The organism is Pseudarthrobacter sp. NKDBFgelt, from assembly GCF_046097905.1.
GTDB classification, from domain to species: Bacteria; Actinomycetota; Actinomycetes; order Actinomycetales; family Micrococcaceae; genus Arthrobacter; species Arthrobacter polychromogenes.
The window spans coordinates 13,901-33,946 of sequence record NZ_JBJURL010000033.1; the positions used below are offsets into that span (position 1 = coordinate 13,901).

Here is a 20,046-nt window from a genome sequence, read left to right on the forward strand (position 1 = left end):
TGTGTATGAATACGGTGTATGAATCCGGGGCGGCAGATCCCGGTAACTGTAAGATGTCAGACATCTTGCATTTCGATTAGTGTGGCACACCACATAGAGACGCGCAAGTAGACTTGTCCGACATATGCAGTGAAGGAATCAACGGGGGCACAATGGCGAGGCAATCACTGGTGGGCCAGGTGGCGGATGAACTGCTGGACCGCATCATCACCGGTGAGTTCCCGCCCGGCGCCACCGTGCCGGGAGAACACGAACTGAGTGCCCGGCACGAGGTCAGCCGGATGACGGTGCGCGAGGCCATGAAAACACTGCAGGCACAGCGGATCCTCAGTGTTGAACGCGGGCGCGGCACGTTCGTGAACCCCCTCAACCGCTGGGCGTCGCTTGAGGCGGTCTTGCGTGCGGCGTCGGAGGGGAAGAACGAGGCAGAGACCTCGGTCCAGCTCATCGAGCTCCGGCGGATGCTGGAAACAGGCGCCTGCGAACTGGCGGCCGGGCGGATACGCGATGAGGATATCCAGACGCTCCACAGGTACGTGGACAGCATGCGCGCCGCCCACGAGGTCAACGATGTTGCCGCCTTCGTGGAAGCGGACCTGGCATTCCACGACCTGATCCTGCATGCCTCCGAGAACGTCTTTGTGTCCGTCCTTTTCGAACCGCTGCACCAGGTGCTGCAGAAGCGCCGCACCCAGACGTCCGCTGTCCGGGAAATCCAGGAGCACGCAATCGGGCACCACCAGAAAATCGCCGAGGCGCTGGAATCCCGTGACCCCGTGCGGTCCCGGCAAGCCATGGATGACCACATGCAGCAGACCCTGGACGACCTCAAGAACCTGGTGCTCGAGGCGAAGTAAGCCGGCTTTTCCCTGGGATCAGGGCGTCAGCGCGCCGGCGGGGCGGTGGTTCCGCGGACAACCAGTTCCGTGGCAACTTCCAGGGCCGTGGGGACTGCCGCACCCGGCAGGTCCTGCTGCTCCGTGAGCATGCCCACCGCCATGGAGGCGAGCTGGGCCAGGGGCTGGCGGACCGTGGTGAGCGGCGGAGACGTCAACGCCGCCTGGGCAATGTCGTCAAACCCCACAATGCTCAGATCCTTCGGTACATGCAGCGAGCGCTGCCCGGCCGCGTTCATCACGCCCAGGGCCTGCAGGTCACTGCCCGTGAAGATCGCCGTGGGCGGCTCTGGCAGGTCAAGCAGTTCCCCGCCCAGCCGCATGCCGGATTCGATACTGAAATCGCCGTCCTTGACGAGCTCGGGCAGGACGGGCAGCCCTGCCTCGTGCAGCGCAGCGGCATAGGCGGCGTAACGGGCACGGCCATGTCCGGGGCTGTGCTTCCGGCCGGTGATGATAGCGATCCGGCGGTGGCCCTGGCCCAGCAGGTGGCTGACGGCGGCAAGGGCGCCGGAGAATGACGCCGGGCTCACGCTGGGAATTGGCAGCCCTTCGGTTCCTTCCGGGTCGATTGCGACGGCGGGAATCTTCAGGGTCCGCAACGTGGTCACCAGGCTTGAGCCCTTCCGCGGAGCCAGCAGCAGCACTCCGTCCAGCCGGTTCACCGAGGGTTCGCGCAGCTTTCGCCAACGTTCAACGGTGGCATGTTCTGCGCGCGCATAGGCCACGGCATAACCCAGCCGGTCCGCGGCCGCCTCAACTCCTGCCATGGTTTCCAGGACCCATGGTGAATCGAAGTTGTTGACCACCAGCTGCAGGAAGCCGGGCTGGCTGGCAGCAGCCGCCCGTTTGGAATAATCAAGCTCTTCGAGCGCCTGCTGGACCTTGGCGCGGGTGGCGTCGGACACGTGGATCCGGCCGTTGAGCACTTTGGATACCGTGGGCACGGATACGCCTGCCGCGGCCGCAACGTCAGCTATCTTGGGACGCGGAGTGGCGGTCACAGGGGCGGTCCTTGGGGTCATGTGGTTGCGGCGGCGAGGAGCGGTGCGGTGGGACGGCGCGCGGGCGCAACATCCACGCGCACGGGTCCCACGATAACACTGCCTCCTTCCTCCGAACCCAGGGGTGACGTGGCAAAGATCCCCAGCTCAGCTCCGATCCATTGCCCCTTCACCACCTCAAAGTTCCAGCCCTGCACCTCCCAGGGCTTCCCCGGCCCGGAACGCCACGCAAAGGTGGACCGGGGGGTTCCGTCGGTACGGATCTGCAGTTCTATGCGCGGCCCCGGCAGCGCCATTTTCCGGCCCAGCCGCTGCTCGTGCGGGACCTCCCCGCCGGTTCCGTCGCCCAGGACATATCCATCTTCTGTCCTGACGATACCCAGCCACGCGTACTGCCGGCCTAATACCACCACGCCTGCCCGCGTCCCCACCGGCACATCCTGCAGCTCCACCGACGTGGTGAAGGTTGACGGGGTACCGGGCAGGACTTGCCCCAGCACATTGGGGAGTTCGCGAAGGTTCACCGGGTCATTGGGCTTCGGTGTGAGAACCAGGTGTCCTCCCCCGCACTGGTGTGCCCAGTCATCCCGGGGATTCGCCTGCCAGTGCCACTGCGGTCCCAGGCGGGGCGAGGAGAAGTCGTCACTGGCCGGCAGGACCGCGTGGTCCGCGAAGGTACCCGCCGGGTAGGAGTGGGTGGGCACCGGTGTTCCCGGTCCTCCGTCGGCAGACTGGTGCCCCATCCAGGGCCAGCCATCCGCGGTCCAGCCCATCGGCTGCAGGTGGACCACGCGGCCATAGGGGCCGCGGTCCTGGAAGTGCAGGAACCAGTCCTCGCCACGCGGGCTTGTGACCCAGGCACCCTGGTGCGGACCATTGACCTGGGTGTTCCCCTGTTCCAGGACGCGCCGCTCCTCATATGGCCCGAACGGGGACCTGGACCGGAACACCGACTGCCAGCCTGTAGCCACCCCGCCGGCGGGTGCGAAGATCCAGTACCAGCCCTCCCTTTTGTAGAACTTCGGACCCTCCAGGGTTGTGTAACCCGGAAGGTCCGCTCCGTCGATCACGTGGGTTCCGCGGTCCAGGAGCCTGGTTGCATCCAGGCTCATCCGGTGGACCGTAAGCCGGTTCTTCACGCCGATCCTGCTCTTGGCCCAGCCGTGCACAAGGTAGGCCTGGCCGTCGTCGTCCCACAAAGGGCAGGGGTCGATGAGGCCGCGGCCGGGATACAAGAGGTGGGGAGCGGTCCACGGCCCCTCTGCCTTTTCGGCACTCAGCACAAAGATGCCGTGGTCAGGGTCAGGATAGAAAATCCAGAAACGCCCGTCGTGGTGCCGCAGCGAAGGAGCCCACACGCCGCTGCCGTGGCGCACCAGCGAGTAGTGGCTGTCCTGGGGCAGCGCACACAGTGCGTGGCCGGCGTGCTCCCAGTCCACCAGGTTCCGTGAGCGAAGGACAGGCAGTCCGGGGACGCGGTTGAAGCTTGAGGCAATGAGGTAATAGACGCCGTCCACCTGGACAGCGTCAGGGTCCGGCCAGTCGGCATTGAGGATGGGGTTCTGATAGACGGGGGCGGGAAGGCGGGTGGTCATGATGTCCTGTCGGGTGAACTGCGGCTGGCGAAGGGGTGCTGCTGGAGAAGCTCGAGGGCCTGGGCGGGCGTGGTAACCGCACCGTCATGGACGACTGCGTGCAGGGCCAGCCTCAGCGGATTGTTGTGGTCCACCACGGCCGGTTGCGTCCATGAAACTGCCGGGCCTGCGCCAAGGTAGTCTTCGGCCCTGATGAACCAGGGAAGCAGCTGGTCCGGTTCCTGGGCGAGGAGCACAGACACCGGCGCTTCGTCGATCACCATGCTGACCGAGAGCCAGGGTGACACCGAGCCGTGGGCGGCATCGGCGCCGCGTCCCGCCTCGGAAAGAACCACCGGCCGGCCGGTGACTTCGGGAAACCGCCAGAATATGCCGCCGTATCCGGCACCTTTCCTGCCTTTGACGGCCGACGACGACACCTCCAGCCGCTGTATGCCCTCCGCCGGGACTATCACCGAGAACAGCGAAAGGGACCAGCTGGCAGGTTCGGGGTGGTGAAGGTATTCGATGCGCCGTTGCTCCGCTGCGAGGTGCCCGCCGGAGTGGGAGAGCCAGGAAACGCCCCCGCATTCGGCGTCCGGCGCTGACTGCCAGCCGTGCGGGCGCTGGACTCCGTGGTTGTCCAGGAGCACGGGCCCATTGGCGGGCGTGTAGGTGGACCCACCCCAAAAGTTCGTTCCGTTGACGTCCGGAAATGCAATGGACAGACCCAGGTGGTGAGGATGGTCGACCGGCAGTGACTGCGTGGTCACGGTCCCGGCGAGCGACCGGACCGGATGGAGATAGGGGCGGGGCGCAAGGGTGGCGGGCTGCCGCAGATCCGTGTTGTGGACAGCGAGGGGATGCCCCCCGCGGGAAACGCGCCCCCCGGCAGCAGGGATGGTGTGAGTAGCCAAACAAAACCTCCGGTGATGACACTTCCGCAACGTGGGGATCAGCTTAGCCAGAACAGAAATAGTTAGGCAATATCTACGGAAACTTTCTTTTGGAAAGGCCACTCACCATAAAAATATGTGTTGACAGTCACAACCTATGTTTGCTAGAAATCGTTTACTCAGATTTTCAGTTCTGCGCCCTTGCTGCTTCGGTACCGCACCGAAGAGCGGTTCTACGAGCGTTTGGCACTCAGAAACTTTCTGTTCAAATTCCAACAATCCGCTGCACCGGACCGTGGAGCGCAACCCCGAGAGGCGTCATTCAATGAAGAAGACATTCAGCAGCCCCATCTCCCGCAGGCTGGTCCTGGGCGCAGCCGTCACCGCCGCGGGGCTGGCCCTGAGCGGCTGTGGCGGCGGGTCAGCACCTGCCGCCGGCGGCGGAAACGTGGAGCTGAACTTCGTCTACTGGGGAGATGCCACCAGGGCCAAGATGACCGACGCGGCAATCAAGATCTTCGAGGAAAAGAACCCAGGCATCACCGTCAAGAGCGAGTACCAGGACAGCGGCCCTTACGCGGACAAGCTGGCGACCCGCTTCGCCGGGGGGAATCCTCCGGACGTGCTGAACATGGCAAACCGCAGCCTGCTCGAATATGCGCAGCGCGGCACGCTCGCAGACCTCAGGTCCATGCAGGGACTCGACCTGGCGGACATCCCGGACACCATCCAAAGTCGGGGTGAAGTGGATGGCAAGCTCTACGGCCTGGCCACGGGCGTCACCACTATCGGCATGGTGGTCAACAAAACCATTACGGACCAGGCCGGCGTCACCATCCCGGACGACAAGACCTGGAGCTGGGAGGACTACGCCAAGTTTGCCACCGAAGTCACGCAGAAAACCGGGGGCAAGGTCTACGGGGCCGGTTACGACGTTGCCACCGAAACCGGTCCCATCCTGTTCGCCAGGCAGCGCGGCGAGGACTTCTACACCAAGGACAACAAGCTCGGCGTCAGCGAGGAGACCATCCGGGAGTGGTTCCAGTACAGCGTCGACCTGCGAACGAGCGGAGGCTATCCGCCGGCAGGCTTCTTCGAGCAGATCGGCGGCTCAGCCGCCCAGTCGTACCTCGCCAAGGGAACGGTTGCCTCGCAGATCATTCCGATCAACAACTACAAGGCCTACAACGAGGCTGCCGGCGGCAACGTGGTCCTGCTCCGGATGCCCGGTGAGACCACGGAGGAACGCCGCGGGTACTCAGCGGATCCCAGCATGCTCTGGTCCATTGCTGCCAAGTCGAAGCATCCCAAGGAAGCTGCACAACTGCTGAACTTCCTGATCAACGATGCAGACGGAGCCGCGGAAACGCTCACCCAGCGCGGGGTGCCCATCAATCCGGAAGTTGCTGACGCCATCAAGCCAAAACTCAGCAAGGACGACATTGCCTTCGTGGACATGGTGGCCGCCATCCAGGAAGACGACCTGGCCCCTGCGTATGTGTACCCCAAGGGTGCAAGCGTTGTGGCGGACACCCTCAAGCAGCTGGCAACGGAAGTCGAGTTTGGCCGCGTCACCCCCGCTGATGCTGCCACGACCTTCCTGGAGAAGAGCAATGCCGCCATCAACAAGTAGCCGGCGCGCGTCCAGTTATCCCCATATCCAGATAGGAGCCTGACCGCATGTCAGTGCTGACCAAGCAAGCCCCCGGCGCGGCTGCCACCCTGGCCGCGCCGGGCGGGAAACCGGGCAGGGGCCGCCCCAAGCGCAAGAACCAGCGTTCGGGTTACCTTTTCCTGCTGCCATGGTTCCTCGGAATGCTGTTCACGATCATCCCGTTCTTCGCATCCCTCTACCTGGCGTTTACGGACTACAACCTCTTTACCGAACCGAACTTCGTGGGCTTGGCGAACTTCCAGGTGATGTTTGAGGATCCGCGCCTTCTGCAGTCCCTGAAGGTCACGTTCATCTACACCTTCGTCTCAGTCCCGATCTCGCTTGCCGTCGCGCTGCTGATCGCCATAGTGCTGAACCGCGGCCTGCAGGGCCTGGCAATCTACCGGTCCGTGTACTACCTGCCCTCCCTGCTGGGCGGCAGCGTCGCGATCGTCATGCTGTGGCGCTACATCTTCGGCAACGATGGCATCGTCAACAGTGCCCTGGGACTTCTGGGAATCCAGGGCCCGGCATGGGTAACGGACCCGGAGTTCGCATTGAGCACGCTGATCGTCCTGAATGTGTGGACGTTCGGCTCGCCCATGGTGATCTTCCTCGCCGGCCTGCGGCAGGTGCCCGCAATGTACTACGAGGCGGCGTCCATCGACGGAGCGTCCCGGTGGCGGCAGTTCCGCAGCATCACCCTGCCGCTGATCAGCCCCATCATCTTCTTCAACCTCATCATGCAGCTGATCGGGTCTTTCCAGACGTTCACCCAGGGCTATGTGATGAGCGGCGGCACCGGCGGGCCGGCTGATTCCACGCTGTTCTACAACCTGTACCTCTACCAGAAGGGCTTCACCGAGTTCGAGATGGGCTATGCCTCCGCCATGGCGTGGCTGCTGTTGATGATCATCGCGATTTTCACCGCCATCAACTTCATCGCATCCAAGTTCTGGGTCTTCTACGACAATTAAGGCACCGCTATGGCTCTCCTCGATCTACCCCTGAAAAACAAGCAAAAGAAGGAAGCACCGCCTGCCGAGGACGCGCTGACAGGCACCCCGGGCACCCGCTTCTCACGGCACCTGATCCTTTGCCTGGTGGGCCTGGTGATGCTGTATCCGCTGCTATGGCTGCTGTCCAGCTCGTTCAAGCCCAGCAACGACATCTTCCGGCAGCTGGGGCTGTGGCCAGAAAACTGGGACTTCAGCAACTATGCCCAGGGCTGGACCGCCCTGAACCAGCCCTTCCACGTCTACCTGGTCAATTCCCTGATCGTGGTGGTGTTCTCCATTGTGGGGAACATCTTCTCCTGTGCGCTGGCTGCCTATGCCTTCGCACGGATGGAGTTCACTGGCCGGAAACTGTTCTTTGCCTTGATGCTGGGAACGCTGATGCTCCCCGGCCACGTGCTCCTGGTGCCGCAGTACATCATCTTCTCGCAGCTGGGCTGGCTGGACACCTACCTGCCGCTGATCGTGCCCAACTTCATGGCCACCAACGCGTTCTTCATCTTCCTGATGGTCCAGTTCATGAAGGCACTGCCCCAGGAACTGGACGACGCCGCCCAGATCGACGGCTGCGGCCCGTTCCGGACGTTCCTGCGGGTCATCATGCCCCTCTGCGTTCCGGCGATGGCCACCACGGCCATCTTCACGTTCATCTCCACCTGGAACGAGTTCTTCGGTCCCCTGCTCTACATCCAGAACCAGGACCTCTACACCGTTCCCCTGGCGCTGCGGGCCTTCATGGATTCAGAAGGCCAAAGCATGTGGGGCCCCATGTTCGCCATGTCCGTCGTGTCCATTGCACCCATCATCGGCTTCTTCATCGCTGGCCAGAAATACCTCATCAACGGCATCGCCACAACAGGCCTGAAGTAGCCCAGCCCTCAACAGGGCCCGCACGCTCCGTCACGCATCACCAACTCAACCCAACCCAGAATGCCCGTGCCCGGGCTGGAGGCTGCCCGGGCACGCAACAAAGGAGTTTTGCATGAGTTTGCGACGTCTACTTGGCGCGGCCACCGCCGTCGTCATGCTGGGAAGCCTGGCGGCGGTCCCGGCCGCAACCGCCGCCCCCGCCGGGACCACCGGGCAGGCCGCCGCAGCGCCTGCCACCTTGGCACCGACAGCGGACAACACTCCGGAAGCAATGTGGAAGCAAACACCTGACGGCTTTGCATCCCTCCCGGGGTACGGTCTGGCCGGAACCACCGGCGGCCAGGCTGGCCGGATCGTCACCGCGTCCACCATCGGGGAACTTAAGGACTATGCGGCAGCCACGGAACCGCTCGTGATCTTCATCCGGGGCAGCCTGGCCGCCACGGACTATGTCAAAATCCCCGTCGCCGCCAACAAGAGCTTCATCGGCACGGGAGCCGGTGCCGAGGTGGTGAACGCAGGCTTCAAGCTCATCAATACCTCCAATGTCATTTTCCGGAACTTCACCATCCGGGACTCCTACATCCCGGGCGACTGGGACGGAAAGCGCCCGGATAACGACCGCGACGGCATCCAGCTGGATACCACGCACCACGTCTGGGTGGACCACATGAAGATCCAGCGCATGGGCGACGGCCTGATAGACACCCGCAAGGACTCAGACCTCGTTACCTACTCCTGGAACATCTTTGCGGACAACAACAAGGCCCTGGGCGTGGGCTGGACCTCCAACGCCGTGACCAGGATGACCATCCACCACAACTGGATCCGCAACACCACCCAGCGAAACTTCAGCCTGGACAACACCGCAGCCGCACACGTCTACAACAACTACCTGCAGGACGTGGGGCAGTACGGCATGATGGGCCGCAACGCCGCCAAGGTGGTGCTGGAGGGCAACACCTTCACAGCCGTGCAGGACCCTATTGTCGCCAAGGACCCCGGCACCGAGGTGGTTAGCCGGGACAACGTTTTCAACGGCACCCGCGGCCGCAGGGATAACGTGGGCGCCGCGTTTGACCCCGCCCAGAACTACGCCTACCAGAAAGACGACGCCGCCCGCGTTCCGGACATCGTTGCCGCCGGGGCCGGCCCCAGGGAGAACAGCGCGCCCAACAACGCCACCGGGATCACCGTGGCCCTCGACGGCACGGGCGACTTCGGCAGCCTGCAGGCTGCAATCGGATCCATCCCCAGCGGCAGCACCATGCCCCGAACCATCACCGTCAAGCCCGGCACCTACCGCGAATCCGTAAACGTCTGGGCGGACCGTCCGAACCTCACCATCCAGGGCGCAACAGCCAACCCGGCCGACGTCGTCATCAGCTACGACACCCCGGCCAACGGCGCAAAGTTCTACGGTGGAACCTGGGGAGCGGGCGGAAGCGCCACCCTCAACGTCCTGGCCGAGGGAACCACCGTGCGGAACCTCACCGTGGAGAACGCCTACGACGAAGCCGCCAACGGCGGGAGCCAGGCACTCGCCGTCCGGTCCGTGGCGGACCGGGTAACCTTTGACGGCACACGCTTCCTGGGCAACCAGGACACCTACCTCGCGGACACCACCGGCCGCGACGCCACCGCCCGTACCTACCTCAAGAACTGCTACATCGAAGGCGACGTGGACTTCATCTACGGCCGGGGCACCGCTGTCCTGGACGGCTGCACCATCCATTCCCTGGACCGCGGCAGTGCCACCAACAACGGCTACATCGTGGCCCCGAGCACCAAGAACTCCAACCCGTACGGCTTCCTGATCGTTGACAGCACCCTCACCTCCGACGCCGCTCCCGGAACTGTCAGCCTGGGCCGGCCCTGGTTTGCCAGCAGCGATCCTGACGCCCACCCGATGGCCGTCATCCGCGACTCCACCCTGGGCAGCCATATCGCGGTCCGCGGCTGGGCAGACATGAGCGGCCACGCGTGGAGCGAAGGCAGGTTCGCCGAATACAACAACAGCGGACCGGGCGCCTATGTGAACGAGTTCCATCCCCAGCTCACGGCGGCAGATGCTCCGAAGTTCACCAAGGAAGCGTTCCTTGGCGACTGGACCCCGGCAGGACGTGGTTGAGATGGCCGGCAACCAACACTCCAAGGAGAGCCAAGGATGATTTCCATACCCCTGTCCATCGTGATGGCCACTGGTCTTGCCCTCACGGCGTCAGTTCCCGCACCAGCGCCGCAAGGTGCTGAAGGCATCCCGGTATCCACGGGCCTGGGGAGGCAGGTCCTTGCCGTGGGCGACGGATGGGCGTCTGCTGATGGCGGAACAACCGGCGGCGCCAGTGCAGCACCGGAAGACGTGCACGAGGTTTCATCGAGGGATGAACTCGCCGCCGCAGTGGCCGGAAGCGAGCCCAAGATCGTGTACGTGAAGCAGCACATCGACGCAAATACCGCCTCCGACGGCACTCCGATCGCCTGCGAAGACTACGCGGTGGACGGCTACTCCCTGGACGCTTACCTCGCGGCATTCGACCCGGCGCACTGGACGGGGCAGGCATCCGGCCCCCTTGAAGATGCCCGCAAGGCGTCAAGCGCGAACCAGCGGAAGCAAATCCGGATCGACGTCGGCGCCAACACCACCATCGTTGGCGTGGGCGACGTCCAGCTCACGGGCTTTACGTTGAACATTGATCGGGTGGACAACGTGATTGTCCGCAATCTCCGCCTCTCCGATGCCTATGACTGCTTCCCCGGCTGGAACGGGGACACGTGGAAAACCGAGTGGGACAACCTGGTGGTGTCGGGATCCACTCATGTGTGGCTGGACCACCTGACACTTGATGACGGCGGGACAGTCGACGCCGAACAGCCCAAATATTTCGGCCAGCCCTTCCTGCGGCACGACGGCCTCCTGGACGTCGTGCGCCAGGCGGACCTGGTGACCATCTCGTGGAGCAGGATGGTGGGGCATGACAAATCCCTGCTGTGGGGCAATGGAGACGGTGTCACAGCGGATCGGGGGCGGCTTCGCGTCACGCTGCACCACAACGAATTGGTTGATCTTGAGCAACGCGCGCCCCGGGTCCGGTTCGGGCAGGCACACGTCTATAACAACCTGTACCGGGTGAGCAACCCCGATCACTACCAGTACTCCTGGGGCGTTGGCGCGGAGTCCAGCATCATCGCAAGGAACAACACCTTTGAGCTGGCGGCGGGCATCTTCCCTGCTCAAATCATCGGAGACTTTGGCGGCACAGGAATCGATGAAGAGGGAACCTGGGTCAACGGACGGCGCGTCAGCGTACTGGACGCCTACAACTCGGCTAATCCGGAGCAGGCCCTGGCCCCGGAAGTATCCGGCACGCCCGGCCCCCATTTGCGCATTGAACCTGCTCCGGCCGCAGCGGAACGGGTTGAGCGGGGAGCAGGCTCAGGCCTGCTGAACTGATCCGGCTCAACGGCACATCCGTATAGGGCTGGGCGGATAAGGTCTGGCCAATGCTCCGGGGGTGCTACTAGTCTTCAAGAACGGCCCGCAACCGGGAGCCCCAAGGCGATCACTAGGAGCGAAGTTGTCCAACCACACGTACAGCATTTCGGAAATTGTCGGCACGTCGGACCAGGGTGTGGACGAAGCCGTCCGCAATGGCATCGCGAAGGCCTCACAGACCCTCCGCAACCTGGACTGGTTCGAGGTGAAGGAAATCCGGGGCCACCTGGAAGAGGGCAAGATCGCCGACTGGCAGGTCACCATCAAGATCGGTTTCCGCCTCGAAGAGTAGCGGCACAAACCCAAGCTGGCCCGCACCTACGTCGAAAAAACCCGTTTGGGGGACGTCAGGTGCGGGCCAGTTTGGCTTTAACTAGTTTGCCGAGACGGTACCGGCTGAGCGCCGCCGCCATACTGTTGGAACGCCGTCGAACGCGGGGAACACGTGGCCTTCGAAGAAGGACAGCACGGTGTGCGGGTCATGGTCCGGACTCCAGAGACCGGACACCGGGCAGTGTGAGCCCGTGGCAGTGGAAGGAACGCCGGCCGTGGCACCCTTGCGTTCCTTGAGCAGTGCGATGCGTTTCATCGTTGAGACCATCCTTGGTGGAGAAAGCGTGTAGCTCCAGCCTAGGAAGCGCGCCGTTCTTCCCCAATGGGCTCGTGGCCAGAATCGCCCGCCCCAACTGGCCAAAAGCACAATGTTTCCGGCTGCTTTACTCCCGGTTCTCTGCAACAGCCGGAGCGGCGTCGCGGGTCGCAGGCTCCGGGGCGGGTCCAGCGGCACCCAGGCTCCCCAGCAGCGCAAGGGCATCGGCCGACGGCGAGCCCGCCTTGGCGGAATACACCCGGAGCGTCTGGTCGGGATCGTCCGGGAGGACCAGGTTTTCAAAGTTCAGTTCCAGGTCCCCGACGGCGGGATGATGCAGCCGAACGCTGCCCGCCGACCGCGTGGCCACCCGGTGCCCTGCCCACCACTGCCGGAAGTGCTCGCTGTGGACCGCCAGTTCGCCCACCAGCTGGTTGGCCTGGGCGTCGTTGGGATGCCGGCCGACGTCCACCCGCAGGGCGCCTGCCGCTTCTGCCGCAACGGTTTTCCAGTCCCGGAAAAGCTCCCGGGCCCCGGGATCAAGAATGAGCCAGCGGGTCAGGTTCCGTTCGGCGGCCGGCAGCGCAGGAAAGTCCGTGAACAGCAGGAAGGCCATCCGGTTTCCGGCAAGGACATCACTGCGCCGCCCCAGCACCATGGCCGGCACGTCCCCCACCGCCTCAAGGAGTTGGCGAAGCCCGGGGCGGACACCCTGGGCGGCCGGGACGCTGGACCGGGCGGACCCGGCGCAGTTTTCCAGCAGGTCCAGCATGTGCGCATGCTCGCCGGTGTCCAGCCTGAGGGCGCGCGACACTGCGTCCAGGACAGTGCGTGACGGGTGGATGTTCCGGCCCTGCTCGAGGCGGACGTAGTAGTCAGTGCTGACTCCGGCCAGGCGGGCGACTTCCTCGCGGCGCAAGCCGGGAACCCTGCGGGCACCGGAAGCCGGCCCCGCACCGGCGTCCTCAGGGCTCAGGCGGGACCGCATGGCTTTGAGGAATTTTCCGAACTCGGCGCTTTGACCCATGCAGACCATTGTGCCCGGCACGCTGGTTCTGTTCTACAACGAAGGTAGGACTGGCAGTCCTAGGAAAAACAGAATCAGGCAGTCCTGCTGACTTACCGGCGAAAAGTGCATAGGCTCAGGAGGGAGCCAGCGGAAACCGCTTTCTTCCTGTCGAGCCCACGGCATCCCACTACCGCACCAGCGCATCAAGGAGCCCCCATGTCAGAGCTGACACTGAACAACGGCGTAGCTATCCCCCAGCTTGGCCTCGGCGTTTTCCAGGTCCCGCCCGAAGACACGCAGCGGATTGTGGAGGACGCCTTCGAGGCCGGCTACCGCCACATCGATACCGCAGCCGGGTACCGCAACGAGGCCGGAGTGGGCGCGGCGATTGCAGCCACGGGGATTCCGCGCGAGGACATCTTCGTCACCACCAAGCTCCGGAACGGCGAACAGGGCCGCGCGCAGGAAGCCTTCCAGAACAGCCGCAAAGCACTGGGGCTGGAGTTTGTGGACCTCTACCTGATCCACTGGCCGGTCCCCTCCCAGGGGCTCTACGTCCAGGCCTGGAAGGAGATGGAGCGGCTGTACGAGAACAAACAGATCCGCGCCATCGGCGTCTCCAACTTCCTGGCCGAACACCTGGACAACCTGCTGGAGTCTGCGGAGATCGTTCCCGCCGTCAACCAGATCGAGCTCCACCCCAGCTACCAGCAGGCGGCCCTCGCGGCCAAGTGCCGGGACCTGGGCATCGGCGTCGAGGCCTACAGCCCGCTCGGCCAGGGCGGCGACCTGAACGGAAACGCCGTCACCGCCATCGCCAATGCCCACAGCGCCACCACGGCACAAGTGGTGCTCGCCTGGCACCTGGCAACAGGCAACATCGTGATCCCCAAGTCCGTGGATCCGGGACGCATGCGGGAGAACTTCGCCGCGTCCTCCCTGAAGCTCACGGAGGACGAACTGTCCGCCATCACCGCCCTGGAGTCCGGCGCCCGGATCGGGTCAGATCCCGCCGTCGCCGCCTTCACCCAGCTGTAGGCCGACTCCCTGAACCCGTCCCCGAAAGGACAACCCATGCAGTACACCCACTTGGGCCGCTCCGGCCTCTCAGTCTCCCGCCTCTGCCTCGGCACCATGAACTTCGGTCCGCAGACGGAAGAAGCGGATGCCCACTTCATCATGGATTCGGCACATGAGCAGGGCATCAACTTCTTCGACACCGCCAACGTCTACGGCGGCGCCGGCCACCGCGGCTGGACGGAAGAGATCATTGGCCGCTGGTTCGCGAAGGGCGGCGAGCGCCGCGAACACACGGTGCTGGCCACCAAGCTGTACGGCACCATGACGGACCGGCCCAACGAATCCAAGCTCTCCGCTTTGAACATCCGCCGGGCCCTGGACGCCAGCCTGAAACGCCTGCAGACCGACTACATTGACGTCTACCAGTTCCACCACATTGACCGTGACACCCCGTGGGACGAAATCTGGCAGGCCATCGAGGTGGCCGTCCAGCAGGGCAAGATCCTGTACTCCGGCAGCAGCAACTTCGCCGGCTGGCACATTGCCCAGGCGCAGGAAGCGGCCCGCCGCCGCAACTACACCGGCCTGGTGAGCGAGCAGTCCATCTACAACCTCTTCATGCGCCAGGTGGAGCTGGAGGTCATTCCGGCCGCACAGCAGTACGGGCTGGGCCTCATCCCCTGGTCGCCTTTGCAGGGCGGGCTCCTGGGCGGGGTATTGAAGAAGGAGCGCGACGGCGTCCGGCGCACCGAGGGCCGTGCGGCGGAAACGCTCAAGAAGCACGAGGACCAGATCCGCCAGTATGAGGATTTCGCGGATGAGCTCGGCCACGAGCCCGGCGACGTTGCCCTTGCCTGGCTCCTGCACCAGCCCGCCGTCACGGCACCCATCGTGGGACCGCGGACCCAGGAACAGCTCGACGCGGCCGTGCGTGCCCTCGACGTCACCCTGGACGCCGATGCCCTCAAGCGGCTGGATGACATCTTCCCAGGGCACCGCACTGCGCCGGAAGACTACGCGTGGTGAACCCACTAAACCCTGACGCCGACACTGTGGCGCCGAGAAACATCCTTTTCATCGGCGGCACCGGAGTCATCAGCGCGGCGGCGGCAGAACGCGCCGTCGCGCTGGGACACCGGCTCACCATCCTCAACCGGGGCCGGTCCACAAGGCCGGTCCCGGAGGGGGCGGAAATCCTCACGGCCGACGTTCGCGACGCATCCTCGGTCCGTGCGGCGCTCGCCGGGCGCGAGTTCGACGCCGTGGCGGACTTTATTACCTTTACGGCAGACCAGGCGCAGGCCGGCCTGGACCTGTTCGCCGGCCGCACCGGGCAGTACGTGTTCATCAGCTCCGCGTCCGCCTACCAGAAGCCGCCCACCAGGCTGCCAATCCTCGAGTCCACTCCGCTGAAGAATCCGTTCTGGCAGTACTCCCGGGACAAGATTGCCTGTGAGGAACTGTTCTACAAGGCATACCGCGAGCAGGACTTCCCACTGACCGTGGTCCGCCCTTCGCACACCTATGACCGCACCAAGATCGCCATGGTGGGCGGCTGGACGGACATCCACCGGATGCGCTCGGGACTGCCGGTCATGGTGCACGGCGACGGGACGTCGCTGTGGACCCTGACCCACAGCCAGGACTTTGCCAAAGCCTTCGTGGGCCTGCTGGGCCGGCCGCAGGCGGTGGGCGAAAGCTACACCATCACGTCGGACGAGTACTTGCCGTGGAACCAGATCTACCAGCTGTTCGCGCGGGCCGCGGGCGTTCCGGAGCCGGAACTGGTCCACGTGTCGTCGGAAACCATCGCCGCCCACAGCGCCGAGCTCGGAGCCAACCTCCTGGGCGACCGCTCACACTCTGTGGTCTTCGACAACACCAAGATCAAGTCCCTGGTACCCGGCTACCGCGCCACCATTCCGTTCGCTGACGGCGCCCGGCAAATCGTGCAGTGGTTTGACGCGAACCCGCAGCTGCAGACTGTGGACCAGGACTACATGGCCCTCAGCGACCGGCTCATCGCCTGGGTGCGCAGCGGCGCGTGAGGCCGTGCCTTCCGAATTTTCTACAACGTTCTAAATAACTTCCTTGCGGCCAGGTGGCAAGGCTTGTTTTCTGCAGCACTCCCCCACTAAATTATCGGGGAAGCGTTTTCCCATTCTCGAATTGAAAGGATTCACTGATGAGTCCGAACCGTACTCCCGCACGCCTCCTGTCCGTCGCCGCCGTCGGCATTGCCCTCACTGTAGGCTGCCTCGCCGGCCCCGCGTCCGCCGTCGAACGTTCCCCCAAGTCCCTCACGCCGGACGTCCAGCTGGACCACCTTGACCGCGGCCTTGTGGCCGCCAAGACGTCCGAAGGCGTCTTCCTGAGCTGGCGGTTCCTGGGCCACGAAGCCTCCGGCTCCTCCGCCACCGGCCTTACCGGGACGGACTTCAACGTCTACCGGGACGGCGAGAAACTGGCCACGGTCACAGACAGCACCAACTTCCAGGACGCCGGCGGGACCGCCGCCTCCGGGTACCAGGTGCGGGCCGTCGTCGGAGGCGTGGAGGTGGACAGCAGCGCAACCGCAACGCCGTGGGGTGGCACCTTCAAGGACATCCCGCTGAAGAAGCCGGCGGACGGCGTCACCCCAACCGGGCAGGCCTTCACCTACGCCGCGAATGACGCGTCCGTGGGGGACGTCGACGGCGACGGGCAGTACGAGTTCATCGTGAAGTGGGACCCTAACAACTCCAAGGACGTCTCCCAGGTGGGCTACACCGGCAACACCTTCGTGGACACCTACAAAGCGGACGGCACGCTGCTGCACCGCATCGATCTGGGCGTCAACATCCGCTCGGGCGCCCATTACACTCAGATGCTGGTCAACGATTTCGATGGCGACGGCCGCGCCGAAATGATGATGAAGACGGCCCCGGGAACCAAGAGCACCGGCTTCAAGGCCGATGGCAGCGTCGCTTCCGAAAACTTCATCTCGCTGCTGCAGCAGGACATCGAAGCAGGCTACTCCAACTCGGACGACTACCGCATGAGCGCCGCGGACTACTACCGGCACATGGTGCAGACGTTCCAGGGCTGGACGGAACATCCGGAGGTCAAGGCCGGCAACTGGCCCGCCACGCTGGAGGAAGCGTTTGGTACCGCGCCGAAGTACCAGTACCCCCTGTCCCAGGCTGACGCGGAGGCACTGGCCGACTACTTCATGGACGTGTACGCCCCTTCGCGCAGCGCCAGGAATAACCTGCGGGCCTTCGAGGGCTTCATCGTGTCCGGCCCCGAATACCTGACGGTGTTCGAAGGTGCCACGGGCAAGGAACTGAAGACCGTCGCCTATGAGCCGGGAAGGCACGACGACGGACTCATGTGGGGCGATTACGCCATGGCCCGCATCGAGCCGGGCAACAGGGTGGACCGGTTCCTTGCCGGCGTCGCCTACCTTGACGGCAAGAGGCCGGCTGCCGTGTTCGCCCGCGGCTACTACACCCGAAGCACGCTGGCCGCCTACACCTGGGACGGGTCAAACCTCGCGCCCGTGTGGAACGTCGACTCCGGCTGGACGCCCATGACCAACCCGTTCAACGACGGTCCCCACGGCCGGGACGGCACCGACCCGGAATTCGGCACGCTCACGACGCAGGGATTCCACTCGCTCAGTGCGTCCGACGTGGACGGCGACGGCAAGCAGGAGATCGTGTACGGCTCCGCCACCATCGACGACGACGGCTCCCTGCTGTACAGCTCCTTCGACACGATGCCTGACGGCAGCGCCACACCGGGCGAGGAAGCGCGCCTCGGCCACGGCGACGCCATGCACGTGACGGACCTCGACCCCACCCGTCCGGGCAAGGAAATCTTTACGGTGCATGAGGGCGGCACCTACGCGCCATATGGGTACGCCATGCGCGACGCCGCCACCGGCGAGGTGCTCTTCGGCGCCTACTCCGGCAAGGACACCGGACGCGGCATGATCGGCGATGTGGACCCCTCCGTCCCCGGCATCGAGAACTGGGCCATCGGCATGCAGTCCGCCGACGGCGACAAGCTGTCCACCGCCACTCCCGGCACCAACATGAGCATCAAGTGGGCCGCGGACATGACCACGCAGATCATTAATGGCGCAGGCGAGCAGACGCCCACCATTGACGACTGGAAGCGGGGCCGGCTGCTGACCGCTGAAGGCACCCGCACCAACAACGGCACCAAGGGCACACCCAGCCTGGTGGCAGACGTAGTGGGTGACTGGCGCGAGGAAATGCTGGTGCGGACGGCCGACAGCTCGGCGCTGCGCATGTACCTGAGCACCGAGGTGACCAACCACAAGCTCTACTCCCTGATGCACGATCCCCAGTACCGCGCCGAGGTTGCCCGGCAGAACACCACCTACAACCAGCCGTCCTACACGGACTTCTACTTTGCCTCAGACATGGACTTCGCCGGAGTGCCCCTGCGCGCAGCCTGGCTCCCCGGCAACGTGAAGGCCCTGCAGCACGTGCTTGAAGACCTGGTGGAGTCAGGGGACGTGTCCGGACCCGTGGCCAGCCAGCTGGCAGCCAGCATCAAGCAGGCCGCGGCTGCTGTTGAAGACGGCGACGCCGCGAAGGCCGCGAAGTCCATCCAGCGCCTTGTGGACTTCCTGTCGCAGCAGAAGGGACCTGATGCTGTATCCGATACCGCCCGCGTGTCCCTCCAGTACAACGCCGACAATATTCTTAGGGCGTTGAAGGGCTAGGACAGAACAATCCGGGAGAGACTGTTCCAATGACACGTGCACCGCTGATCACACTCAATGACGGCCACTCCATTCCGCAGGTGGGTCTCGGCACCTGGCCGCTGGACGATGACCAGGCGGCCACCGCCGTCGTACAAGCCCTGGAAGCCGGGTACCGGCACATCGACACGGCCGTGAAGTATGGCAACGAGCAGGGTGTGGGCAACGGCATCCGGGCCAGCGGCGTGGACCGCGATGAGCTCTTCATCACCACCAAGCTGGACGGCCAGTTCCAGGGCAAGGACAGGGCGGTGGAAGGACTGGAGGGGTCGCTGGAACGGCTGGGGCTGGATCATGTGGACCTGCTGTTGATCCACTGGCCCCTGCCGGCGCGGGACGAGTACATCTCCACCTGGAGGACCTTTGAACGCCTCCAGGCGGAGGGGAAAGTGCGCTCCATCGGGGTCTCCAACTTCAAGCCTTCCCACTTGGAGCGGCTGATGGCTGAAACGGACATTGTTCCGACCCTCAACCAGATCCAGCTGTCCCCGGCAATAACGCGCGCCGCCGAGCGGGAATTCCATGAAAAGCACGGCATCGTCACGGAGTCCTACAGCCCGCTGGGCGGCTCCGGGGCGGGTCTGCTCGGCGCGCCCATCCTCTCCCAGCTTGGCGAAAAGTACGGCAAAACGCCCGGCCAGCTGGTCCTTCGGTGGCACGTTCAGCACGGAATTGTAACGATTCCGAAAACAGCCAATCCGGAGCGGATGAGGGAAAACCTGGATATCTTCGATTTCGCCCTGGACCCGCAGGATCTAGCGGAATTGGCTATCCTTGACGAGGGGCCCGGCGCGGGCAACGATTCCGACGTCACAGGGCACTAAATGGCCCTGAAATGGGCTTTTTCTTCAATCCGGGGTTGGCAAATAGATAGTAAGCATGATTACTATTGAGGCAGAAGGATGAAGTGCCCCCGGGATCCGGAGGCCTCCTTTACTTAGGAAGAGGAACAAAAAATGGGATTCATTGCATTTCTAATTCTCGGCCTTATTGCTGGCGCGATCGCCAAGGCGATCCTCCCGGGCCGTCAGGGCGGCGGCTGGATCATCACCCTGGTCCTGGGCGTCGTTGGAGCACTCCTCGGCGGCTGGCTCGGTGGAATGATCTTCGGCACAGGACTGCAGGAGTTCTTCTCACTGCAGACGTGGCTGCTGGCCATCGGCGGCGCACTTATCGTGCTGCTGGTATACGGCATGATCACCAAGCGTGGCGCACGCAGCTAACTGCCGCGCCAGCCAGGGAAAC

Annotated in this window: 18 protein-coding genes; 13 read left to right on the forward strand and 5 right to left on the reverse strand. The window is 64.2% G+C overall.

Going from position 1 to position 20,046, the window contains the following annotated elements:
- Positions 1–152: 152 nt before the first annotated feature.
- Complete coding sequence (locus ACKAE7_RS10675) at positions 153–857, forward strand: FadR/GntR family transcriptional regulator (protein ID WP_408979133.1); 705 nt, start codon at positions 153–155, stop codon at positions 855–857.
- 26 nt (positions 858–883) lie between these two features.
- Here the strand turns inward: ACKAE7_RS10675 and ACKAE7_RS10680 are convergent, their stop codons facing one another.
- The 3 genes from ACKAE7_RS10680 to ACKAE7_RS10690 are packed head-to-tail and all read right to left on the reverse strand — an operon-like array spanning position 884 to position 4,391.
- A complete protein-coding gene (locus ACKAE7_RS10680; RefSeq protein ID WP_408979134.1) occupies positions 884–1,900 on the reverse strand; it encodes a LacI family DNA-binding transcriptional regulator in 1,017 nt (338 codons plus the stop codon).
- A 17-nt stretch (positions 1,901–1,917) separates the two neighbouring features.
- Complete coding sequence (locus tag ACKAE7_RS10685; RefSeq protein ID WP_408979135.1) at positions 1,918–3,495, reverse strand: family 43 glycosylhydrolase; 1,578 nt, start codon at positions 3,493–3,495, stop codon at positions 1,918–1,920.
- Entirely contained in the window at positions 3,492–4,391 is a 900-nt protein-coding gene (locus tag ACKAE7_RS10690) for a DUF6807 family protein (RefSeq protein WP_408979136.1), read from the reverse strand. The genes ACKAE7_RS10685 and ACKAE7_RS10690 overlap by 4 nt, the downstream gene beginning before the upstream one ends.
- A gap of 304 nt (positions 4,392–4,695) precedes the next feature.
- On the opposite strand from ACKAE7_RS10690, the gene ACKAE7_RS10695 reads away from it, so the two are divergent.
- From ACKAE7_RS10695 to ACKAE7_RS10720, 6 genes are all read left to right on the forward strand, one after another.
- Positions 4,696–6,003, forward strand: coding sequence for an ABC transporter substrate-binding protein (locus tag ACKAE7_RS10695; protein WP_188810217.1), 1,308 nt, complete (start codon positions 4,696–4,698; stop codon positions 6,001–6,003).
- A 47-nt stretch (positions 6,004–6,050) separates the two neighbouring features.
- Entirely contained in the window at positions 6,051–7,001 is a 951-nt protein-coding gene (locus tag ACKAE7_RS10700) for a carbohydrate ABC transporter permease (RefSeq protein ID WP_188810215.1), read from the forward strand.
- A 9-nt stretch (positions 7,002–7,010) separates the two neighbouring features.
- On the forward strand, positions 7,011–7,910 hold the full coding sequence (locus tag ACKAE7_RS10705; protein WP_188810213.1) for a carbohydrate ABC transporter permease: 900 nt from the start codon (positions 7,011–7,013) through the stop codon (positions 7,908–7,910).
- Positions 7,911–8,022: 112 nt separating this feature from the next.
- A complete protein-coding gene (locus tag ACKAE7_RS10710; RefSeq protein WP_408979137.1) occupies positions 8,023–10,041 on the forward strand; it encodes a pectinesterase family protein in 2,019 nt (672 codons plus the stop codon).
- A 36-nt stretch (positions 10,042–10,077) separates the two neighbouring features.
- Complete coding sequence (locus ACKAE7_RS10715) at positions 10,078–11,364, forward strand: polysaccharide lyase family 1 protein (RefSeq protein ID WP_408979138.1); 1,287 nt, start codon at positions 10,078–10,080, stop codon at positions 11,362–11,364.
- A gap of 124 nt (positions 11,365–11,488) precedes the next feature.
- Positions 11,489–11,698, forward strand: a complete 210-nt coding sequence (locus ACKAE7_RS10720; protein ID WP_104185595.1) for a dodecin — start codon at positions 11,489–11,491, stop codon at positions 11,696–11,698.
- An 81-nt stretch (positions 11,699–11,779) separates the two neighbouring features.
- On the opposite strand, the gene ACKAE7_RS10725 is transcribed toward ACKAE7_RS10720, so the two are convergent.
- Both ACKAE7_RS10725 and ACKAE7_RS10730 read right to left on the reverse strand, forming a co-directional pair.
- Entirely contained in the window at positions 11,780–11,995 is a 216-nt protein-coding gene (locus ACKAE7_RS10725; RefSeq protein ID WP_188810208.1) for a hypothetical protein, read from the reverse strand.
- Between the two features lie 127 nt (positions 11,996–12,122).
- The gene (locus tag ACKAE7_RS10730) at positions 12,123–13,022 is read right to left on the reverse strand and encodes a helix-turn-helix transcriptional regulator (RefSeq protein ID WP_190612900.1); all 900 of its coding nucleotides are present in this window, start codon (positions 13,020–13,022) and stop codon (positions 12,123–12,125) included.
- A gap of 198 nt (positions 13,023–13,220) precedes the next feature.
- Between ACKAE7_RS10730 and ACKAE7_RS10735 the strand changes: the two genes are divergently transcribed.
- The 6 genes from ACKAE7_RS10735 (at position 13,221) to ACKAE7_RS10760 (ending at position 20,024) form a co-directional block, all read left to right on the forward strand.
- Complete coding sequence (locus tag ACKAE7_RS10735; protein ID WP_408979139.1) at positions 13,221–14,042, forward strand: aldo/keto reductase; 822 nt, start codon at positions 13,221–13,223, stop codon at positions 14,040–14,042.
- A gap of 36 nt (positions 14,043–14,078) precedes the next feature.
- Complete coding sequence (locus ACKAE7_RS10740) at positions 14,079–15,050, forward strand: aldo/keto reductase (protein WP_188810202.1); 972 nt, start codon at positions 14,079–14,081, stop codon at positions 15,048–15,050.
- Entirely contained in the window at positions 15,044–16,072 is a 1,029-nt protein-coding gene (locus tag ACKAE7_RS10745; RefSeq protein WP_188810200.1) for an NAD-dependent epimerase/dehydratase family protein, read from the forward strand. The genes ACKAE7_RS10740 and ACKAE7_RS10745 overlap by 7 nt, the downstream gene beginning before the upstream one ends.
- A gap of 137 nt (positions 16,073–16,209) precedes the next feature.
- Positions 16,210–18,762 (forward strand): rhamnogalacturonan lyase, encoded by a 2,553-nt coding sequence (locus ACKAE7_RS10750; RefSeq protein WP_408979140.1) that lies wholly within the window; start codon positions 16,210–16,212, stop codon positions 18,760–18,762.
- Between the two features lie 29 nt (positions 18,763–18,791).
- Positions 18,792–19,625 carry an aldo/keto reductase gene (locus tag ACKAE7_RS10755; protein ID WP_408979141.1) on the forward strand — a complete coding sequence of 278 codons (834 nt, stop codon included), beginning with the start codon at positions 18,792–18,794 and terminating at the stop codon, positions 19,623–19,625.
- A 132-nt stretch (positions 19,626–19,757) separates the two neighbouring features.
- Entirely contained in the window at positions 19,758–20,024 is a 267-nt protein-coding gene (locus tag ACKAE7_RS10760; protein ID WP_104185602.1) for a GlsB/YeaQ/YmgE family stress response membrane protein, read from the forward strand.
- Positions 20,025–20,046: the final 22 nt, after the last annotated feature.

Bases quoted from the DNA above. Each gene is read 5' to 3' on its own strand.
- ACKAE7_RS10675 (WP_408979133.1), top strand. From the start codon at position 153: ATGGCGAGGCAATCACTGGTGGGCCAGGTGGCGGATGAACTGCTGGAC.
- ACKAE7_RS10685 (WP_408979135.1), bottom strand. From the start codon at position 3,495: ATGACCACCCGCCTTCCCGCCCCCGTCTATCAGAACCCCATCCTCAAT.
- ACKAE7_RS10695 (WP_188810217.1), top strand. From the start codon at position 4,696: ATGAAGAAGACATTCAGCAGCCCCATCTCCCGCAGGCTGGTCCTGGGC.
- ACKAE7_RS10700 (WP_188810215.1), top strand. From the start codon at position 6,051: ATGTCAGTGCTGACCAAGCAAGCCCCCGGCGCGGCTGCCACCCTGGCC.
- ACKAE7_RS10705 (WP_188810213.1), top strand. From the start codon at position 7,011: ATGGCTCTCCTCGATCTACCCCTGAAAAACAAGCAAAAGAAGGAAGCA.
- ACKAE7_RS10710 (WP_408979137.1), top strand. From the start codon at position 8,023: ATGAGTTTGCGACGTCTACTTGGCGCGGCCACCGCCGTCGTCATGCTG.
- ACKAE7_RS10715 (WP_408979138.1), top strand. From the start codon at position 10,078: ATGATTTCCATACCCCTGTCCATCGTGATGGCCACTGGTCTTGCCCTC.
- ACKAE7_RS10725 (WP_188810208.1), bottom strand. From the start codon at position 11,995: ATGAAACGCATCGCACTGCTCAAGGAACGCAAGGGTGCCACGGCCGGC.
- ACKAE7_RS10730 (WP_190612900.1), bottom strand. From the start codon at position 13,022: ATGGGTCAAAGCGCCGAGTTCGGAAAATTCCTCAAAGCCATGCGGTCC.
- ACKAE7_RS10735 (WP_408979139.1), top strand. From the start codon at position 13,221: ATGTCAGAGCTGACACTGAACAACGGCGTAGCTATCCCCCAGCTTGGC.
- ACKAE7_RS10740 (WP_188810202.1), top strand. From the start codon at position 14,079: ATGCAGTACACCCACTTGGGCCGCTCCGGCCTCTCAGTCTCCCGCCTC.
- ACKAE7_RS10750 (WP_408979140.1), top strand. From the start codon at position 16,210: ATGAGTCCGAACCGTACTCCCGCACGCCTCCTGTCCGTCGCCGCCGTC.
- ACKAE7_RS10755 (WP_408979141.1), top strand. From the start codon at position 18,792: ATGACACGTGCACCGCTGATCACACTCAATGACGGCCACTCCATTCCG.
- ACKAE7_RS10760 (WP_104185602.1), top strand. From the start codon at position 19,758: ATGGGATTCATTGCATTTCTAATTCTCGGCCTTATTGCTGGCGCGATC.